Source organism: Roseibium marinum, assembly GCF_002906165.1.
Taxonomy (GTDB): Bacteria; Pseudomonadota; Alphaproteobacteria; order Rhizobiales; family Stappiaceae; genus Roseibium; species Roseibium marinum.
This window is the reverse complement of the sequence record NZ_PPCN01000014.1, coordinates 73268-89446: the sequence shown is the minus strand read 5'-3', so window position 1 is coordinate 89446 and position 16179 is coordinate 73268. Positions and strand designations below refer to the sequence as shown.

Here is a 16179-nt window from a genome sequence, read left to right as displayed (position 1 = left end):
TACTTTCTAATAAATACGCGCCTTCAGGCGCGTATTTTTTTGGGAACTCAAATCTAACTCGCACGTTTACTGAGTGTCACATGAGATTTCAAACAGAAATCAGGAAGGACTAACAAAATGCTTCGCAATTTACTTGCTACCACCGCTGTCGCAGCTCTGATGACCACTGGAGCCCTTGCTCAGACGGCAACCATGCCCAAGGCAGGCGCCGAGAGCTCGATCGAAGACAGCAGCCGCGTTTACGAGTTTGAAGTTCAAACGCTCGCGACTGACGCGACGACCGGTATCCTGGCTTCCAACATCATCGGCGAGTCCGTGATGTCCGGTGAAAGCGATGACGCTGACACCATCGGCGACATCAACGACGTTGTCATCGGCCGCGACGGCAATGTGCGCGCCGTGATCATCGGTGTCGGCGGTTTCCTCGGCATCGCGGAAAAAGACGTCGCCGTCGAATTCGAGCGTCTTTCCTTCGTGTCGAAGGACGACGGTGAATTCGACATCGCAACCGATGCTTCAAAGGAAGAACTGGAAAACGCTCCCGCCTATGAACGTCCGGACCATATTCCGAACTGGATGAGCACCTCCTCCATGAAGGAAGAGATGGACAAGGTGGCCGAAGGCACCAACAAGATGGTGGACTCGGTTCGCACGGAAGCGATTGATCCCGCCAAGAAGCGGATCGATACCACTTCGGCCGAAAAGACAGCCCTGGTCGATGACGAATCCAGCAAAATGACCCAGGTCGATGCCACCACCATTTCGACCGCCGAACTGATCGGCACGGAAGTCCATACAGGCACCGAATCCAACATCGGTGAGGTCGCGCAGGTTCTGCTCGACGAGGAAGGCCAGGCGAAAGCGGTCATCATCGACGTCGGCGGGTTCCTTGGCTTCGGCGAGAAGCCGGTTGCCGTTTCCTTCGACAGCCTGAGGCTGTTCGAAACGGAAAATGGCGATCTGATGATCACCGTGCCGTTCACCAAATCGGACCTTGAAAACGCCGAGACTTTCGATCCGGCTGCCTTCAAGTCCAACCCGGAAGGCACCATGCTGCGTTAACTGATCGGGGCTATTGCCCGAATCGTTGATCCGCCATCAAAAAACGGGCTGCGAAAGCGGCCCGTTTTTTTGCATTGCGCCTGGTGAAACCACCGGCGGGCCTGTTGAGATCGTTTTCTGCTACCTTACGAGTACATAAGCTATGTCACATACTCACAAACGGGATTGAACGAATGGATCAAGAAGGCCGAGGTCATTCATCGGCGCGGCCCATAGCAGAGCTGTGGAGCCGTCGAGTTTGCGACACTCGAATGGGTCGACTGGTTCAACCACGGGCGCTTGCTGGAGCCCATAGGAAACATCCCGCCTGCTGAGGCGAAGGCAAACTTCTACGAAGCTCTGGAAATCGAGAACATAGCCGTATAACTAATATCAATCAGTTCCTGGAAAATCCGGTGTAGTTCACCTGCTGACGGATCGGGTAGTCACGACCGGCCTTCGCTGTCAATCAGATCGAAACATTTCAGATTTATCACCGGCACCATATATTATCAGCGACTGGTTGGCGGCTGTAGCTGGCGAATTCGGTCATGCAGGAACTCCGCGAATGACGATAAGAAATAACACCGAAAAGTGGGTCTTCATTTTCTTCGTGTCGCTTGTATCAGTAGGAGGGTCGTTGCTACTGACCTGGATCGCAGCTCCCGATGGGTTGAACCCCGACTCACTTGTTCCTGCCATCGGAGTGCCGCTGATGATTGCCCCTGTGGTTTCGCTCTGGTTTGCAGGGATGATGCTGCGTATACAAGAGTTAAACCGGCAACTGGAGCATTTGGTGCGGCACGACCAGATGACCAGCCTGCTGACTCGGCGGGCATTCTTTGACAACTTCGAAGAATTGGGTATGAAAAACTCCGGATCGATCCTGGTGGCCGATATCGACAGGTTCAAGACGATTAACGACACCTACGGACACCAGATCGGCGATCGTGTAATCCGCGAAGTTGCCAGTATTTTAAAGGCAAGAAGCAAGCCTGATGGTTTTGCTGCCCGTTTTGGTGGCGAGGAATTTGTTTCCTTTTATCCCGGCGAGTGCATTCAACATGCAGAAATCCGCGCGGAGACAATTCGGGCGGCGGTAGAAAGTCAGACCATTCAGGTATCCGGTAGGGAATTGAGTTTTACGCTGTCGATCGGCGTGGAATTCTTTGATGGATCGAGGCCACTCGATCAGGTGTTACACGCAGCCGACGAAGCTCTTTACGAGGCAAAGAGAGAGGGACGAAACCGGGTTGTTCGTCAAACGGCCCAATCGGACGACAACGAAACGAGATAACGAATAGAAAAGAGTGTTCTGGGACGGGCTTTTACGCAGCATCAGTTCAAACCGCTATCAAATGCGGCCGAAATAAAGACGGCATACAATAACGCAGACTTGATCTGGTGTTTAGACGACGAAATAACCCAGCGTCCCAAAAGCCACCAGCAAAAGCACCAATCCGGTAGCGTCATGATTGTTCCCCCTGATAGGGAATTTCAGGTAATTGTTAGGCAGCAAAATAAAAGGGCCGGCAAAGCCGGCCCTTTTCACAAACAAACATGAGGTCGATCAATCAACCTGCCGACTTCAGCGACAGATAACTGACGCCCAGGGTCAGGTTGGTCCCCGTCTGGCTTTCGACGCTGATCGGATTAAGCGCGATGGACTTGTCGAAACCACCGATCAGGGCATTTGCCTTGACGCCGGCACCGAGGCTCGCACCGGCGGTGACACCGCCATATTCGCCTTCAAGGGCACCAATTTCCATATCGGCGCTCGGCGCCAGAACACCCCAGACAAGGGTCGCATTGGTCGTGGTTCCGATATCCAGGCCGAATTCCCTGACCGTACCGGTGTAATAGGCGGCCTGGCCGCCATTGGCCGGTTCGAACGTGCAGCTGAGCGTCGCATTGGACCCAACGATGAAATTCGTCTCACCTTCAACCGCGCAGGTAAGCATACCGATCTTGACGCCAGCGCTGGAGTCGGCGGCGACGACAGGCGTTGCCAGAAGCGTTGCGCCGGTCAGCGCCAGAGCGAGTTTGCTGAACCGTTTCATAAATGTTCTCCTTACTGATCGAGAGACCGCCACCGGTTTTTACAACCGGGCTGCCCGCTCATGCATCCCGGAGCCGACACCTGCCGGCTCCCGATACGTGGAAAACGAAACGCCTCGCCAAGAGTTCCCGAATAATTTGGTGGTTTTGAAGTCTACGGCACCTTACCAAAGGTCAGCCGAAGACAGCTTGCCCGTCCCGGAGAGCCAGGGCCCTGTCCGCGAGACGCCTGATGCGCCGGGGATCTGGATGACGGTCCGCGGCCTCCGCCATGCGCGCCCACAGGCATGAGACAAGCGTTGCAGCCGTCAGCGACATGAAATCATGCGCCCACAGTGCCGGGTCCGCGCTTTCCGCGATCCGGTCGCGGGCGCCACGCCATGTCTCAAGAGCCTCGTCAAGCTTGTACGCGCCGGATTGCCGGGCGGCGCATTCCTCCACCAGAAAACTCTCGAATGCGCGGCCCGCCGGACCGGAAAGCAGACGGGTCACCAGAGCCTTCTCGTGGATGCCGTTGGCGCCTTCGTAGATCGCGGTGATACGGGCATCGCGGTAGATCTGCTCCAGCCCGTATTCGCGCAGATAGCCGTAACCGCCCAGAACCTGCATGCCCAGTTCGGCCGCGCGCATCCCCGCCTCGGTGCAAAAGACCTTCGCGACCGGTTTCAAAAACTCGGCAAGATCTTGATCGCCGCCCGCTTCGATGGCCACGAGGGTCAGATGCGCCACTGCCCGCCCGCCCAGAGCCAGGGCATCGATTTCGTCGAGCATCCGCCGGACATCCGCATGCCGGTCGATGGTGACCGGCTTGCCGTCCGGTCCGCGCCCCTGCACACGCTCGCCGGCGTAACCGCGCGCGATATCGAAGGCGCGGGCGGCATGGGCGACACCCTGCAGCGCCACATCGACCCTTGCATGGTTCATCAGCGTGAACATCGCCCGCAGACCCGCGCCCGCTTCGCCGATAAGCTCCGCCTCCGCCCCGTCAAAAGCGAGCTGGCAGGTGGGCGAGGCATGCAGCCCCATCTTTTCTTCGATCCGGGTGACCGAGATCGCATTGCGCGATCCGTCCGCACGTGTGCAGGGGGATATGAACAGGGAAAGCCCCTTCACGCCTTCCTCCGAGGTGCGCGCGAGCACAAGATGATGGATCTTGTCGCTCATGTCCTGGTCGCCGCCGGAAATGAAAATCTTCTCCCCCGTCAGGCTCCAGCAATCACCCGAAAGAACGCCCTTGCAGCGGATACGGGCAAGATCCGACCCCGCCTCCGGTTCGGTCAGGCACATGGTCGCCAGCGCTTCTCCGGAGGCGAGCGAGGGAATGAAACGCGCCTGCTGCTCCGCGGTACCGAAGGACAGCAGCGTGCTGACGGCGCCCGGCACGAGACCGGTCACCATCTGCAGGCTGTGGTTCGCGCCGGAGAAGATCTCGGACGTGACGGCCAGCACCGTGCCGTCCAGACCCTGGCCACCCAATTGCTCCGGAACCGTCAGACCCGGCCAGCCCTGTTCGGCGTAAGCCTTGTAGGCTTCGGCAAAGCCCTCGGGCATCCGCACCCGCCCGCCTTCCAGCCGGCATCCCAGACGATCCCCCGGCTCGTTGAGCGGCGCCAGTTGCTCTTCGGCGAAGGCGGCGAAGTGCTTTCCGACTTCGCATGCAAGATCCCCGTCCCAATGCGGCAGACTGCCGGCCCGGGCAACATGGTTCAGCGAGAAGAGAATGTCATCGAGCGGCGCCGAGAACGGTTTCATCGGGACAAGTCCTCAGTTTACGGAAAAGAGCGACACGAGAACAGCGGAAGCCAGCCGTCTGCCAGTGCCGACAAAAATCGTCCGGTTAACCCATTGATATCTCGCGTCACCCGTCTCCAGGCGCGCGGTCGTGCGGAAATAATAGAGCGCGGGATCGACGTCGTCGCCGCGCGCCAGTGCCTGCAGGATCTCCGGCGGCCCGTGCCGCACACCCTTGTTGACGATCTCGATCAGCGCGCCGTCATCGGTTTCGAAGGCGTAGCGCGTATCGATGTCGGCCGAACCGTCGGCAAGGATCGTCTGCCAGTCGGCCCCCAGATCCAGAACCCTTCCGCTGACCTTTCCCGTCACCGTTCCGCCAATGATCGGAATGATGCGGCGTCCGCCGCAGCGCCCCGGCCCCATCTCCATGACGGGACCGAGCCGCACTTCAAGATCGCAGAAGTGACTGAGCCCGGGGATACTCATGACAGACCCAGCAGCCGGGCCGCGTTGCCCTTCACGATGTCGGGGCGCAGCTCGTCCTTGATGGCGATCTTCTCGAAGTCCGCCAGCCAGCGCTCCGGGGTGATCATCGGCCAGTCGGAGCCGAACAGCACCTTCTTCTTCAGGATCGAATTGCAGTATTTGACCAGAATTTCCGGAAAATATTTCGGCGACCAGCCCGACAGGTCGATATAGACATTCGGCTTGTGCTGGGCAACGGCCAATGCCTCCTCCTGCCAGGGGAAAGATGGATGGGCAAGGATGATCTTCATGTCCGGGAAGTCGACCGCGACGTCGTCCAAATACATCGGATTGGAGTATTTCAGCCGCATGCCGTTGCCGCCGCGCATGCCGCTGCCGACCCCGGTCTGGCCGGTATGAAACAGCGCGATCGCGCCTTGCGCGGCGATTTCCTCGTAGAGGTCATAGGCCAACCGGTCGTTGGGGAAAAAGCCCTGCATGGTCGGGTGGAACTTGAAACCCTTGATGCCGAACTCCTTCATCAGCCGCCGGGCCTCGCGCGCGCCCAGCTTGCCCTTGTGCGGATCGATGGAGGCGAAAGGTATAAGGACGTCGTCATTCTCCGCCGCCAGCTCAGCCACTTCCTCGTTCTTGTAGCGGCGATACCCGGTCTCGCGTTCCGCATCGACGGGAAATATCACCGCGGCGATGTTCTGCTCGCGGTAGTGGGCCGCTGTTTGCGGAACCGTCGGCGGGTGGCTCCACGGCGCGCGGAAATATTTCGCCATCGTCGCCTGCAGCTCGTCATAACCGTCATCGGAATGGCAGCCGCAGGGTTCCTCCGCATGGGTATGGATGTCGATCGCCCGGACCTTGGATATATCGACCATTTTAGGCTCTCCTCTGGAGTTGACCGGTATTAAATCGTGACCACAGCCGGGTCGTTGTCGTCATAGAGCCGCTCCAGCAGCTTCTCGCGGCGCACCAGCACCTTGCGGATATTCAGATTGCCCTTTGCCGTCATTTCGCCTTCGGGCATCGAAGGCGGTTCGGCAAGAACGATGGCCCGGGACACCAGCGTCGAGCTGCCACTGATTTCGCGCGCCCGCTCGCTCAGCCTCCGGCGGATCTCTCCCTGCAGCAGCGCGCAGCTATAGGCTCCCCCCTCCTCCTGAAGACTGAAGCCCTCGCGGTTCAGTTCCGCGACATTCGGGAAAATCATCACCCCGATCTGCCTGCGGTCCGCACCGGTGATGACCAGATCGGCGGAAAGCGGTGTAAGGCGCGACAGCATGTCGAGTTTCAACTGCGCCGCACGCACCCAGGTTCCGGACTGCAGCTTGAAATCCTCCGACATCCTGCCGTCGAAGCGCATCCCCTTGTCGGGGTCATTGTCATCGAGGAACACCATCGCATCGCCGGTGATGAAGAAGCCTTCCTCGTCGAAGGCCGCCCGGGTCTTTTCCGGATCGTTGAAATAGCCCTGCATGATATTCGGGCCCTTGACACGGACCTCGCAGCGCATGTCCGCGTCCGGGATGAGCTTCACCGTGACGCCGTTCACGGGCACGCCGACGATGCCGGACCGCGGCGCGGGTTCCTGCTGCATCATCGCGCAGGGCGCGGTCTCCGTAAGCCCCCAGGAAGAGGTCATCAGCGGGATTTCGCCCTTCACTTCCATCGCCATGCGTTCAAAACCCGACCAGACCTCCTGCGGCAGCGAGGCCCCCGCATAGAAGATCAGGTCGAGATCCTCGAAAAAGCGCCGGCGCAAACCGTCGTCCTTCTCCAGTGCGCCGAGCAGCATGCCGAAGCCAAGCGGCACATTGAACGCCAGGGTGCCGGTCTTCAGAGAAAGGTTTTCCAGCGTGCGCTCGAACAGTCCCTTCACCGGCTTGCCGTCGTCGATGTACAGGCTGCCGCCATTGGCAAGCATCATGTTGAAGTTGTGCGAGCCACCGAAAACGTGGTTCCAGGGCAGCCAGTCCACGATCACCGGCGGCCGCTCCCGCAGGAACGGCAGGGCGTCCGCAAGCTGAGCCTGGTTGACGCACATCATGCGGTGCGTTGTCGGTACGCCCTTTGGGCTGGAGGTGGACCCGCTGGTCATAAGGATCTTGCCGACCGTTTCAGCGGTTACTTCCGCGAACGCGGCATCGACATCGACGCTCTCGTCGCCCTTCAAAAGCTCTGCAAACGCGGTCACCTGTGCCGAGCCCGGTCGGCTGGCAACGATTTCGACGGAGTGGAGCGCATCGAGGGCCAGCGCTTCGCCGTATTGGTCGCCATCCACCACATAGGCCATCCTCGGCCGGATCAGGCCGATGACGTCCCGAAGACGGCCGTGAGCGCCGTGAACCAGGGAATACTGCTCGGCCACCGGCACGACCGGAACACCGACATATTGCGCGGCCAGCGCCAGAAGACCGTGATCGACGCCGTTGCCCGACATGATCAGGATCGGTGTCTCCGGTCCCATTCCGCGTGCCAGCAGGGACGCGCCGATCGCCCGCACCTGGCCCAGCACGCCTTCATAGGTTTCCTCGCGCCAGCCGGCGCCACTTCTCTCGGCCAGAAAAACCCGCCCCGGGGCGGCCTCCGCCCAGACATGCAGCCAGTCTCCGGTGCGCTCGACCGCCGGACTGAGAGCATGCCTGGACCTAAGCAGGATCGACCCGTCAGCGCGCTGTTGCCGTTCCACGGAATGAGGCTGAAATTGCGATGTGCGTTTCATGACTGTTTCCTCCCTAGGGTCTGTGGACAATTAGGTTTGGGTCGCGGCGCGAGCCGGATTTCGGTGTCCGAACAGGAGGAAAGTCCGCAGTGGTGCCGCCCACCACAAGGACTTTCCGACGCAGTCGGGACCGAAATCCGCCGCGTCTCGAAGAGACTTGGCGCAAAACGCCCATTTCGGCGTCCCAATGTCTTGAAAGGGAACACCCTTCCTGCGACCTTGCTTCTTGAACTGGGCGTTTTGCATCCAAACCTCGACCAAATCCTTATTGTCCACAGACCCTAGGTCAGGCATCCCGCTTACGGTTTTTCTCGACACGGCGCATGACGTCCATCGCCACCGCCAGAGCCTCCGCCTCCACGCCCCGCAGGAAGGTTTTCTCGTGCGCGGATACCGCGGCGAAGCTCTTTTCATAAAGCCGCCTCCCGGCCAGCGTGACCTTCAGGGCATAGGCCCGGCGGTCTTTCGGCAGCCGGTCCCGGATGATCAGCTCCCGCCGTTCCAGCTCGTCGATGATCACAACGAGGTTCGGCCGCTCGATATCCATGGCCTCCGCAAGCTGCGCCTGGCTGAGACCGGGATTGTCGACCACCAGAACGAGGGCGGTATAAGTCAGCATCCGCAGATCGAAAGGTTTCAGCGTCCGGTTCAGGTCGGACTGGATGAGGTTGAAGGTCCGTTTCATCTGGTAGCCGAAAAACGCGCGCAGGGTCCTGTCGCTGATGCTGAGGGCGCCGTTCTCCGGTGCGGGCTCGGGTGCTGATTTTTTCATGACGTCACCTGAAGGTCGGGTTGCGTTTTTCCAGAAAGGCCGCGAGGCCCTCAACCGCGTCGGGGCTGGTCTGGGTAATCGCCGCGCACAGACTTTCGGTGAACAGGCCGTCGGCTTTCGACATGTCCTCGATCCGCGCCAGCGCCTGGATCATGATGTAGTTCGACAGCGATGCGTTGGACGCGATTCTGCGCGCCAGCTCCCGGGCCCTCGAAAGCGCTTCGCCATCCTCGACAGTGTAGTGCGCCAGTCCGAGCGCCAGGCCTTCGGCGGCATCGTATCTGCGTCCCGTCAGCATCATTTCCGTCATCCGGTCGGCGCCGAGGATGCGCCCCACACGGACGGAAGCGCCGCCGCCCACGAAAATGCCGCGCCGCCCCTCGGGCAACTGGAAGAAGGCCGATGGCTCAGCGACGCGCACATGCGTGGCTGCCGCCATCTCCAGGCCGCCCCCGATGACCGCCCCGAACAGGGCAGAGACGACCGGCAGCCCGCTGAACTCGATCCTGTCCATCACCTGGTGCCAGCCGCGCGAATGGCGCATGGTGCCCTCGGCATCGCGGGCGACATGTTCGCTGAGATCGAGGCCGGAGCAGAAATGCCCCGCCGTCCCGGTGATGACGACGGCTTTCGTTTCCTTCGGCGGGTCCGAAAAGAAACCGTCAATGGCGGCAAGCAGCTCGTCGCACATGGCGTTGCGCTTGTCCGGGCGGTTCATGGTCAGGGTCGCGACACTGTCGCTCAGTTCAACCTTCAACATCGGTTCACTCATTGGTTCTTCCTCAGCGCGGCGGCAGGCGCACGGCCCCGTCCAGGCGAATGGTGGTGCCGTTGAGGAACGGATTGGCGACGATATGCGCGGCAAGCAGGGCGTATTCATCCGGGTCTCCCAGACGGGGCGGAAACGGAATATTCGCTGTGATCTTCGCGGCAACCTCTTCCGGCAGTCCGGCCATCATCGGCGTCTGGAACAGCCCCGGCGCAATTCCCATGACGCGGATGCCGTGCTGGGCGAATTCGCGCGCCGCCGGAAGGCACATGGAGGCAATACCGCCCTTGGACGCCGCATAGGCGGCCTGGCCGAGCTGCCCGTCTTCCCAGGCGACGGAGGCGGTGTTGATGATCACCCCGCGCTCTCCGGTTTCCAGCGGCTCCAGCGCCATCATGCGTCTGGCGGCATGGCTCATCACGTTGTAGGTGCCGAACAGGTTGACCCTGAGCGTCGTCTCGAAAACGTCGAAGGACATCTTGCCTTCGCGTCCGACGATCCGCGCCGCACGGCCGATGCCCGCGCAGTTCACCACGATCCGCGGTGCGCTTCCCAGAAGCTGCGCCGCGTCCTCCAGCGCGCTGTCGACGGCCTCCTGATCGCCGACATCGGCCTGGACCGCATGACCGCCGCAGTCCTGAGCCACACTCCGGCCGCGATCGATATCGAAATCGAGGATCGCGACCCTGGCCCCCAGAGAGGCGAAGTGGCGGGCCGTCGCGGCGCCCAGGCCGCTGCCGCCGCCAGTCACGAGAACAGTCTGTCCGGAAGTCAGCATCACCGCACCTCAATACCTGTTTGCTTCATCATTGTTATATTCCATACCTATTCAAACCTGCCGATATCCTCGCCCCGCCCTCCGGTTAACCGGAGAGCAGGAACAGGGTGATCGACGGGAAGATCACCAGCAGGATCACCCGCACGATGTCGGACGTGACGAACCAGAGGACCGCCTTGTAGGTGTCCTTCATCGGCGTCGTCCGGTCGATGGCATTGATGATGAACAGATTCATGCCGACAGGCGGCGTTATCAGCCCGACCTCAACGACAATCAGCACCAGGATACCGAACCAGATGGCAACATGTTCCGGGCTCATGCCGAACTCCAGGACACTGATCACCGGAAAGAAGATCGGGATCGTCAGCAGGATCATCGACAGGCTGTCCATCAGGCAGCCGAAGACCAGATAGAAGAGCAGGATCAGGGTGAGAACGACCCACGGGCTGAAGCCCTGGCCGACAACCCAGCCGGAAAGCTCCTGCGGCAGCTGGCTCAGCGCCAGGAAACTGTTGTAGAAAGCCGCGCCAAGCACGATGAAGAAGATCATCGCGGTGCTGAGCGCCGTCTGGATGATGCTGTCCAGAAACATCTTTCGCGTGAGATTACCCGAAACCAGGGCGAGCAGACCCGTTCCCGCAGCGCCCACGGCGGCACCTTCGGTGGGGGTGAACCAGCCCCGATAGATCCCGCCGACAACAAGGCCGAAGACCAGCAGAACCGGCCAGACATCCATCAGCGCCCGGACCCGCTGCGGATAGGGAACCGGCTCGCGCGTGCCGGCCGCTTTCGGATTGAAGCGCACATAGATGGAGATCGTGATCATGTAGCCGATGGCGGCCAGCATACCCGGCACGAAGGCCGCCAGGAACAGCTTGGCGATATTCTGCTCCGTCAGGATGGCGTAGATCACCAGAATGACGGACGGCGGGATGAGAATGCCGAGCGTGCCGCCGGCCGCGAGAGTTGCCGTCGAAAACCCGCCCGAATAGCCGTAGCGGCGCAACTCGGGAAGCGCCACGCGGCTCATGGTGGCGGCGGTCGCGAGCGAGGATCCGCAGATCGCGCCGAAGCCGGCACAGGCGCCGACCGCGGCCATGGCCACGCCGCCCTTGCGGTGGCCGAGCCAGCTCTCCGCCGCCTTGAACAGCGACGCGGACATGCCCGAATGGGTTGCGAACTGACCCATCAGCAGGAACATCGGAATGATGGTCAGCGAATAGCTGGAGAAGGTCGTATAGGTTTCGCTCTTCAGCTTGGACAGAAAGATATTCGGGCTACCCGTGGCAAGGTAGAGCCCGCCGAGACCGCACAGCAACATGGCGAGCCCGATCGGCGCGCGCAGGAATATCAGCACCAGCAGCAGGGGAAACGAGAGATATCCGAGTTCGAGCAGGCTCAATGGACTCCCCCTTCCATATCCTGAATGAACCGGCGTCCCGAAATCAGTTCGACAACGCTGGCGGCAGCGCAGTAGGCGGCGACCACCGATGCGATCGCGGCAGCGGCGAAGCTGAGGGCGTAGGACCACCAGATGGGGAACTGCAGTATGAATGTGGTTTCCGAATAGCGCATCTTGTCCTGCATCCCGACGAAGAGACGCCAGGTGATGAGCACGATGACGGCGCTGAGGAGAACTTCCCACAAGGTCACAAGGAAACGGTTCAGCCAGCGCGGGAAATGGCTTGCGAACACATCCACCGTCGCATGCGCCTTGCGCAGCTGACAGATCGGCAGAAACGCGAAGATGGTGAAGCTGATCCCGGCCTCGACCAGTTCGAAATCGCCGAAAACCGGTCCGACACCTGTCGCGATCAGGGCGTTCGCGGCCGATTCCGACAGCGACGTCAGAAACGTTGAATGTCCGAAAGTATTGAGCCCGCGCCCGAGTACGCTGACGCATGTCAGGGCGATCAGCGCCGTCAGCACCAGTCCGCCGAGGATCGCCATGAAGCGCGCGAGACGCTCCACCAGGGTAAACAGCATTGTTCAGAATTCCTGCGGGAAAGGTCTCCCGGAAGACGGACTTCCGGGAGACCGGTTGGCCTAAAAGATCAGTTGCTCATCAGTTCCGCTGCGCGCTTGCGCAGACCGGTGCCGTCGAGACCTTTCACGTCCATTTCAGCCGTCCACTCATCGATCGTTCCCTGGGCGGCCGCTTCCCATTTCGCGGCCTGTTCGGGCGTGAGGGTGATGATGTTGTTGCCCATGTCGATGGCAGCCTTGCGCGGGCCGGCATCGTCGGCCTGCATCTGCTTGCCTGCGAACTTGGAGAACTCCAGACCCGAATTCGCATCGATCACGGCTTTGAGGTCATCGGGCAGCGACTCGTATTTGTCCTTGTTCATCGCGAACAGGAAAGTGGTCGTGTAGATCGCCTTGCCGGGGAACTCGGTGTGATTTTTCACCAGTTCGTTCACCTTGAGGGCACCGACGACCTCCCAGGGGATAACGGTCGCATCCACGACGCCCTTGCTGAGGGCTTCGGGAATGGCCGGCACCGGCAGGCCGATCGGGGTCGCGCCGAGGTTCGAGAACAGTTTGTTCGTCACCCGTGTCGGTGCGCGAAGCTTGACGCCGTTCAGGTCGGAAAGTTCCGTGATCGGCTCGCTGGAATGGATCACGCCAGGGCCGTGCACCCAGAGCGCGAGCGGTTTGAAGGGCGCGAATTCCGTATCCATCATTTCTTCTTCGGCGAGCTTCCAATACGCCTCGGACATCGTCTCCGCGTCCGTCATGGTGAAGGGCAACTCGAACACTTCGGCGCGCGGGAATCGGCCCGGTGTGTATCCGGCGACCGTCCAGACGATATCGACAACGCCGTCGACGACCTGGTCGATCAGCTCCGGCGGCTTGCCGCCAAGCTGCATGGCGGGATAGCGCTCGATCTTGATGCGCCCTCCAGATTCCGCCTCGACCTTGTCCGCCCAGGGATCGAGAACGTTCTTGGGAACGTTTGCCTGGGCAGGCAGAAACTGGTGCATGCGAAGCGTGACTTCCTGACCCAGTGACGTGGATGCGGTTCCGGCAAGTGCGATTGTGGAAATGGCGGCAGCCGCCGCGAATGTCGCGAGCTGCTTGTGGAAGTTGATCATCATGTCCTCCCTTTCAGATCAACATTACAAACTGACCGGAGTCCTCCTCCCGATCAGGTAATGATCCATAATAGTTATCTCGTATAACCTTTTTTGAATTCCTGTCCATCACGAAATGATGGCGGGGAAATATCGCAGGCGTGCACGAGACGTGGGCAGCGCTGCCGTTCCGGCCTGTCTTCCAGGATTGAACTGGATCCGCGCATCGCCAGGTCCTTCTCCAACGCATGTCCCCGGCCGGCACCTTATCATTGTTTTCCCGGAAGAAAATCCACCTGGACCTAGACTTTTGCCGACCCCGTCAGATTAGGATACGGACCCGCAAATCGGTTGATTTTACGGCCACTCATGGAAGCCCGGGAAGGATTTCTTGCGCTCCGCGCCGCGTTTGCGGGTCCGGCCTGGCGGGATGCCGGTCTCTCGCTTGTAGAAGCGGTTGAAATAACCGGCATCCTTGAAGCCCAGCGCGTCTGCGATCTCCGCGACCTGAAGATTGGACTCCGCCAGAAGCGCTTCCGCCTCGATCACAAGGCGCTCGTGGATCAGTTCCAAAGGCGCTCTTCCGGTGATCCGCTTGACCGCGCTGGTCAGCCGCGCCCGTGAAACCTTCAAGACCCCGGCATAGGCGGCAATCGTCCAGTGATCGCGAAGGTGCAGTTCGAGAAGATGGAGAAAATTCCGCACGATGGTTCTGGGAGCCGCCTGCACCTGTTGCGGCTGGGGACTGGAAATCCGCCACAGCGTCATGAGCGCCAGCACGAGATGATGGCGCGCCGCCTCCTGGCCGCCCGGCAGCTCGCTGCGAAGTTCCCGTTCCACCGCTTCGATGGCGCTCATCAATTCCAGCGCCTGGGGCTTTTGCAGGCGGGCGCCGATGAGCGGGTGCAGCAGGGCATCCTTCACCTGCCGTCCGACGAGCCCGGCGGGAACCGCCCTGCCGAAGGCCAGCTCGGACACCGACACCAGCGCGCCCCGCGACCCGGACTTCAGCGTCAGGCGCGCTGTCTTGCCGGCCGGCAGCCAGATGGCGCAAGGGCTGATGAACGGCAGTTCGCTGCTTTCGAAATCCAGTTGCCCTTCGCCCGACACCAGCACGAAGCCCCGGTTCCGCCGGCCGCGCAATGTCCAGCTCGTCGGCGTCAGCGCGGTCCGGATCACCCCGGCTTCCGTATCCGGCAGGATTTCGATCTGGTGCTGCGCGGGGCTGGAGGGCCAGTCGCCGGAAGCGGTATCGAAAAGACTCATGGGTTAGCGACCTCAGGTTCCGGCGACCTGTCCGGTTTGAAGGCATGTTTACCTGAAAATTCGTATCATTCGTACAATTCTTTCCGTTAAATGTACATTTTTCTCCGGACTTTTCCGGCTAGTGTAATGACGGCGCCGGTCGTGGAGAACCGGCCCCGCCGCAGTCGCACACGCGAATTGCGGCCGATTGGGAGGAAAACATGATCACAACATTTCGCAGGCTCAGCCTGACCGTGCTTGCGGGCACGGCAGCGCTCGCACTTGCCGCCCTGCCGGGCACCGCGCAGGACCATCCGGACAAGGTCAAGATCGGATACGCGGTCTCAAAGACCGGCGCCAATGCCGGCGGCGCCGCAATGACCACCATTCCGAATTACAAGCTCTGGCTTTCGGACCTGGAAGCCAAGGGCGGCCTGGAAATGCCGGACGGAACGAAAATTCCGGTCGAGCTCATCGAATATGACGACCGGTCCAGCGCCGAGGAAGTCGTGCGCGCTGTCGAGCGACTGGCCGGACAGGATGAAGCCCATTTCATTCTTCCGCCCTGGGGCACCGGCTTCAACCTCGCCGTCGCGCCGCTGTTCGACCGTTACGGCTATCCTCAGCTCGCGGTTTCCGCCGTGACCGACAAGGCGCCGGATTTCGTCAAGCGCTGGCCGAAAAGCTTCTGGTTCCTCGGCGGTGGCCACGACTACACGAATGCCCTGGCGACCCTCCTGGCCGACCAGGTCAAGGCGGGTGTGATCAATTCCAAGGTCGCGATGATTTCCGTGGCCGACGGCTTCGGCATCGATCTCGTCACCGCGGCCCGTCCGTCCTTCAAGGAAGCAGGTCTGGATGTCGTCATGGATCAGACCTACCCGGTCGGGACCCAGGACTTCACCACCATCCTGAACGAGGCGAAAGCCTCCGGTGCGGACACATTCGTCGCCTTTTCCTATCCTCCGGGCACCTTCGCCCTCACCCAGCAGGCGCAGGTAAACAGCTTCAATCCGAAGGTGCTTTATCTTGGCGTCGGCGTCGGTTTTCCGCCTTATGGCGCGAACCTTGGCGAGAAGGCCGAAGGCATCATGACGCTCGGCGGCATCGACCCGGCCAACGAGAGCAACAAGGCCTACCGCGAGCGCCACAACGAGGTGAACGGCCAGTATCCGGATCTGTGGGGCAGCGTCATAACCTATGCCAGCCTGCAGATGCTGGAAGAGGCCATCAAGCGCGTCGGTCTGGACCGGGAGGCCGTTTCGAAGGAACTGTCGACCGGAACCTTCGAGACCGTTCTCGGCGAGACCAGCCTTCAGGACAATCAGCTCCGCAACCTGTGGCTGGTGGGCCAGTGGCAGGACGGCACGCTCGCCGGTGTGGCGCCTGCCGACCGGAAAGGCGCCTCCAAGGCGAAGCTGCCGAAACAGCCCTGGTAAGACACTTCAAAGGATAAGAGACCGGCGGAAAAAGCCGCCGGTCTCCCATGCCCGACAGATCAACGGTTTC

General features: G+C 60.8%; 15 protein-coding genes and 1 pseudogene. 4 read left to right on the top strand and 12 right to left on the bottom strand.

Features of this window, described 5'->3' with window-relative positions; all coding sequences use genetic code 11:
- The first annotated feature begins 117 nt into the window (after positions 1-117).
- The 3 genes and pseudogenes from CLV41_RS24040 (at position 118) to CLV41_RS24030 (ending at position 2338) form a co-directional block, all read left to right on the top strand.
- On the top strand, positions 118-1062 hold the full coding sequence (locus CLV41_RS24040) for a PRC-barrel domain-containing protein (RefSeq protein WP_103225024.1): 945 nt from the start codon (positions 118-120) through the stop codon (positions 1060-1062).
- A gap of 183 nt (positions 1063-1245) precedes the next feature.
- Positions 1246-1428: pseudogene (locus tag CLV41_RS24035) on the top strand (IS3 family transposase); the annotation flags it as partial.
- A gap of 181 nt (positions 1429-1609) precedes the next feature.
- On the top strand, positions 1610-2338 hold the full coding sequence (locus tag CLV41_RS24030) for a GGDEF domain-containing protein (protein ID WP_103225023.1): 729 nt from the start codon (positions 1610-1612) through the stop codon (positions 2336-2338).
- Positions 2339-2615: 277 nt separating this feature from the next.
- Here CLV41_RS24030 and CLV41_RS24025 read toward each other — a convergent pair whose 3' ends face one another.
- From CLV41_RS24025 to CLV41_RS23965, 12 genes are all read right to left on the bottom strand, one after another.
- Entirely contained in the window at positions 2616-3101 is a 486-nt protein-coding gene (locus tag CLV41_RS24025) for a DUF992 domain-containing protein (RefSeq protein ID WP_103225022.1), read from the bottom strand.
- A gap of 172 nt (positions 3102-3273) precedes the next feature.
- Positions 3274-4851 carry an acyl-CoA dehydrogenase family protein gene (locus tag CLV41_RS24020; protein WP_103225021.1) on the bottom strand — a complete coding sequence of 526 codons (1578 nt, stop codon included), beginning with the start codon at positions 4849-4851 and terminating at the stop codon, positions 3274-3276.
- 12 nt (positions 4852-4863) lie between these two features.
- Complete coding sequence (locus CLV41_RS24015; protein WP_103225020.1) at positions 4864-5319, bottom strand: DUF3237 domain-containing protein; 456 nt, start codon at positions 5317-5319, stop codon at positions 4864-4866.
- A complete protein-coding gene (locus tag CLV41_RS24010) occupies positions 5316-6188 on the bottom strand; it encodes an amidohydrolase family protein (protein ID WP_103225019.1) in 873 nt (290 codons plus the stop codon). The genes CLV41_RS24015 and CLV41_RS24010 overlap by 4 nt, the downstream gene beginning before the upstream one ends.
- A gap of 29 nt (positions 6189-6217) precedes the next feature.
- A complete protein-coding gene (locus CLV41_RS24005; protein WP_103225018.1) occupies positions 6218-8032 on the bottom strand; it encodes a feruloyl-CoA synthase in 1815 nt (604 codons plus the stop codon).
- Positions 8033-8318: 286 nt separating this feature from the next.
- A complete protein-coding gene (locus CLV41_RS23995) occupies positions 8319-8804 on the bottom strand; it encodes a MarR family winged helix-turn-helix transcriptional regulator (RefSeq protein WP_103225016.1) in 486 nt (161 codons plus the stop codon).
- A 4-nt stretch (positions 8805-8808) separates the two neighbouring features.
- Complete coding sequence (locus CLV41_RS23990) at positions 8809-9576, bottom strand: crotonase/enoyl-CoA hydratase family protein (protein WP_103225015.1); 768 nt, start codon at positions 9574-9576, stop codon at positions 8809-8811.
- A 10-nt stretch (positions 9577-9586) separates the two neighbouring features.
- On the bottom strand, positions 9587-10351 hold the full coding sequence (locus CLV41_RS23985) for an SDR family NAD(P)-dependent oxidoreductase (RefSeq protein ID WP_103225014.1): 765 nt from the start codon (positions 10349-10351) through the stop codon (positions 9587-9589).
- 85 nt (positions 10352-10436) lie between these two features.
- Positions 10437-11753, bottom strand: coding sequence for a TRAP transporter large permease (locus CLV41_RS23980; RefSeq protein ID WP_103225013.1), 1317 nt, complete (start codon positions 11751-11753; stop codon positions 10437-10439).
- Complete coding sequence (locus CLV41_RS23975; protein WP_103225012.1) at positions 11750-12337, bottom strand: TRAP transporter small permease; 588 nt, start codon at positions 12335-12337, stop codon at positions 11750-11752. Before CLV41_RS23975 ends, CLV41_RS23980 begins: the two co-directional genes overlap by 4 nt.
- Positions 12338-12405: 68 nt before the next feature.
- On the bottom strand, positions 12406-13446 hold the full coding sequence (locus tag CLV41_RS23970) for a TRAP transporter substrate-binding protein (protein ID WP_103225053.1): 1041 nt from the start codon (positions 13444-13446) through the stop codon (positions 12406-12408).
- Positions 13447-13782: 336 nt separating this feature from the next.
- Positions 13783-14691, bottom strand: coding sequence for a helix-turn-helix domain-containing protein (locus CLV41_RS23965; protein WP_103225011.1), 909 nt, complete (start codon positions 14689-14691; stop codon positions 13783-13785).
- A 200-nt stretch (positions 14692-14891) separates the two neighbouring features.
- Here CLV41_RS23965 and CLV41_RS23960 point away from each other — a divergent pair, with 200 nt between their 5' ends.
- The gene (locus CLV41_RS23960) at positions 14892-16109 is read left to right on the top strand and encodes an amino acid ABC transporter substrate-binding protein (protein ID WP_103225010.1); all 1218 of its coding nucleotides are present in this window, start codon (positions 14892-14894) and stop codon (positions 16107-16109) included.
- Positions 16110-16179 lie beyond the last annotated feature (70 nt).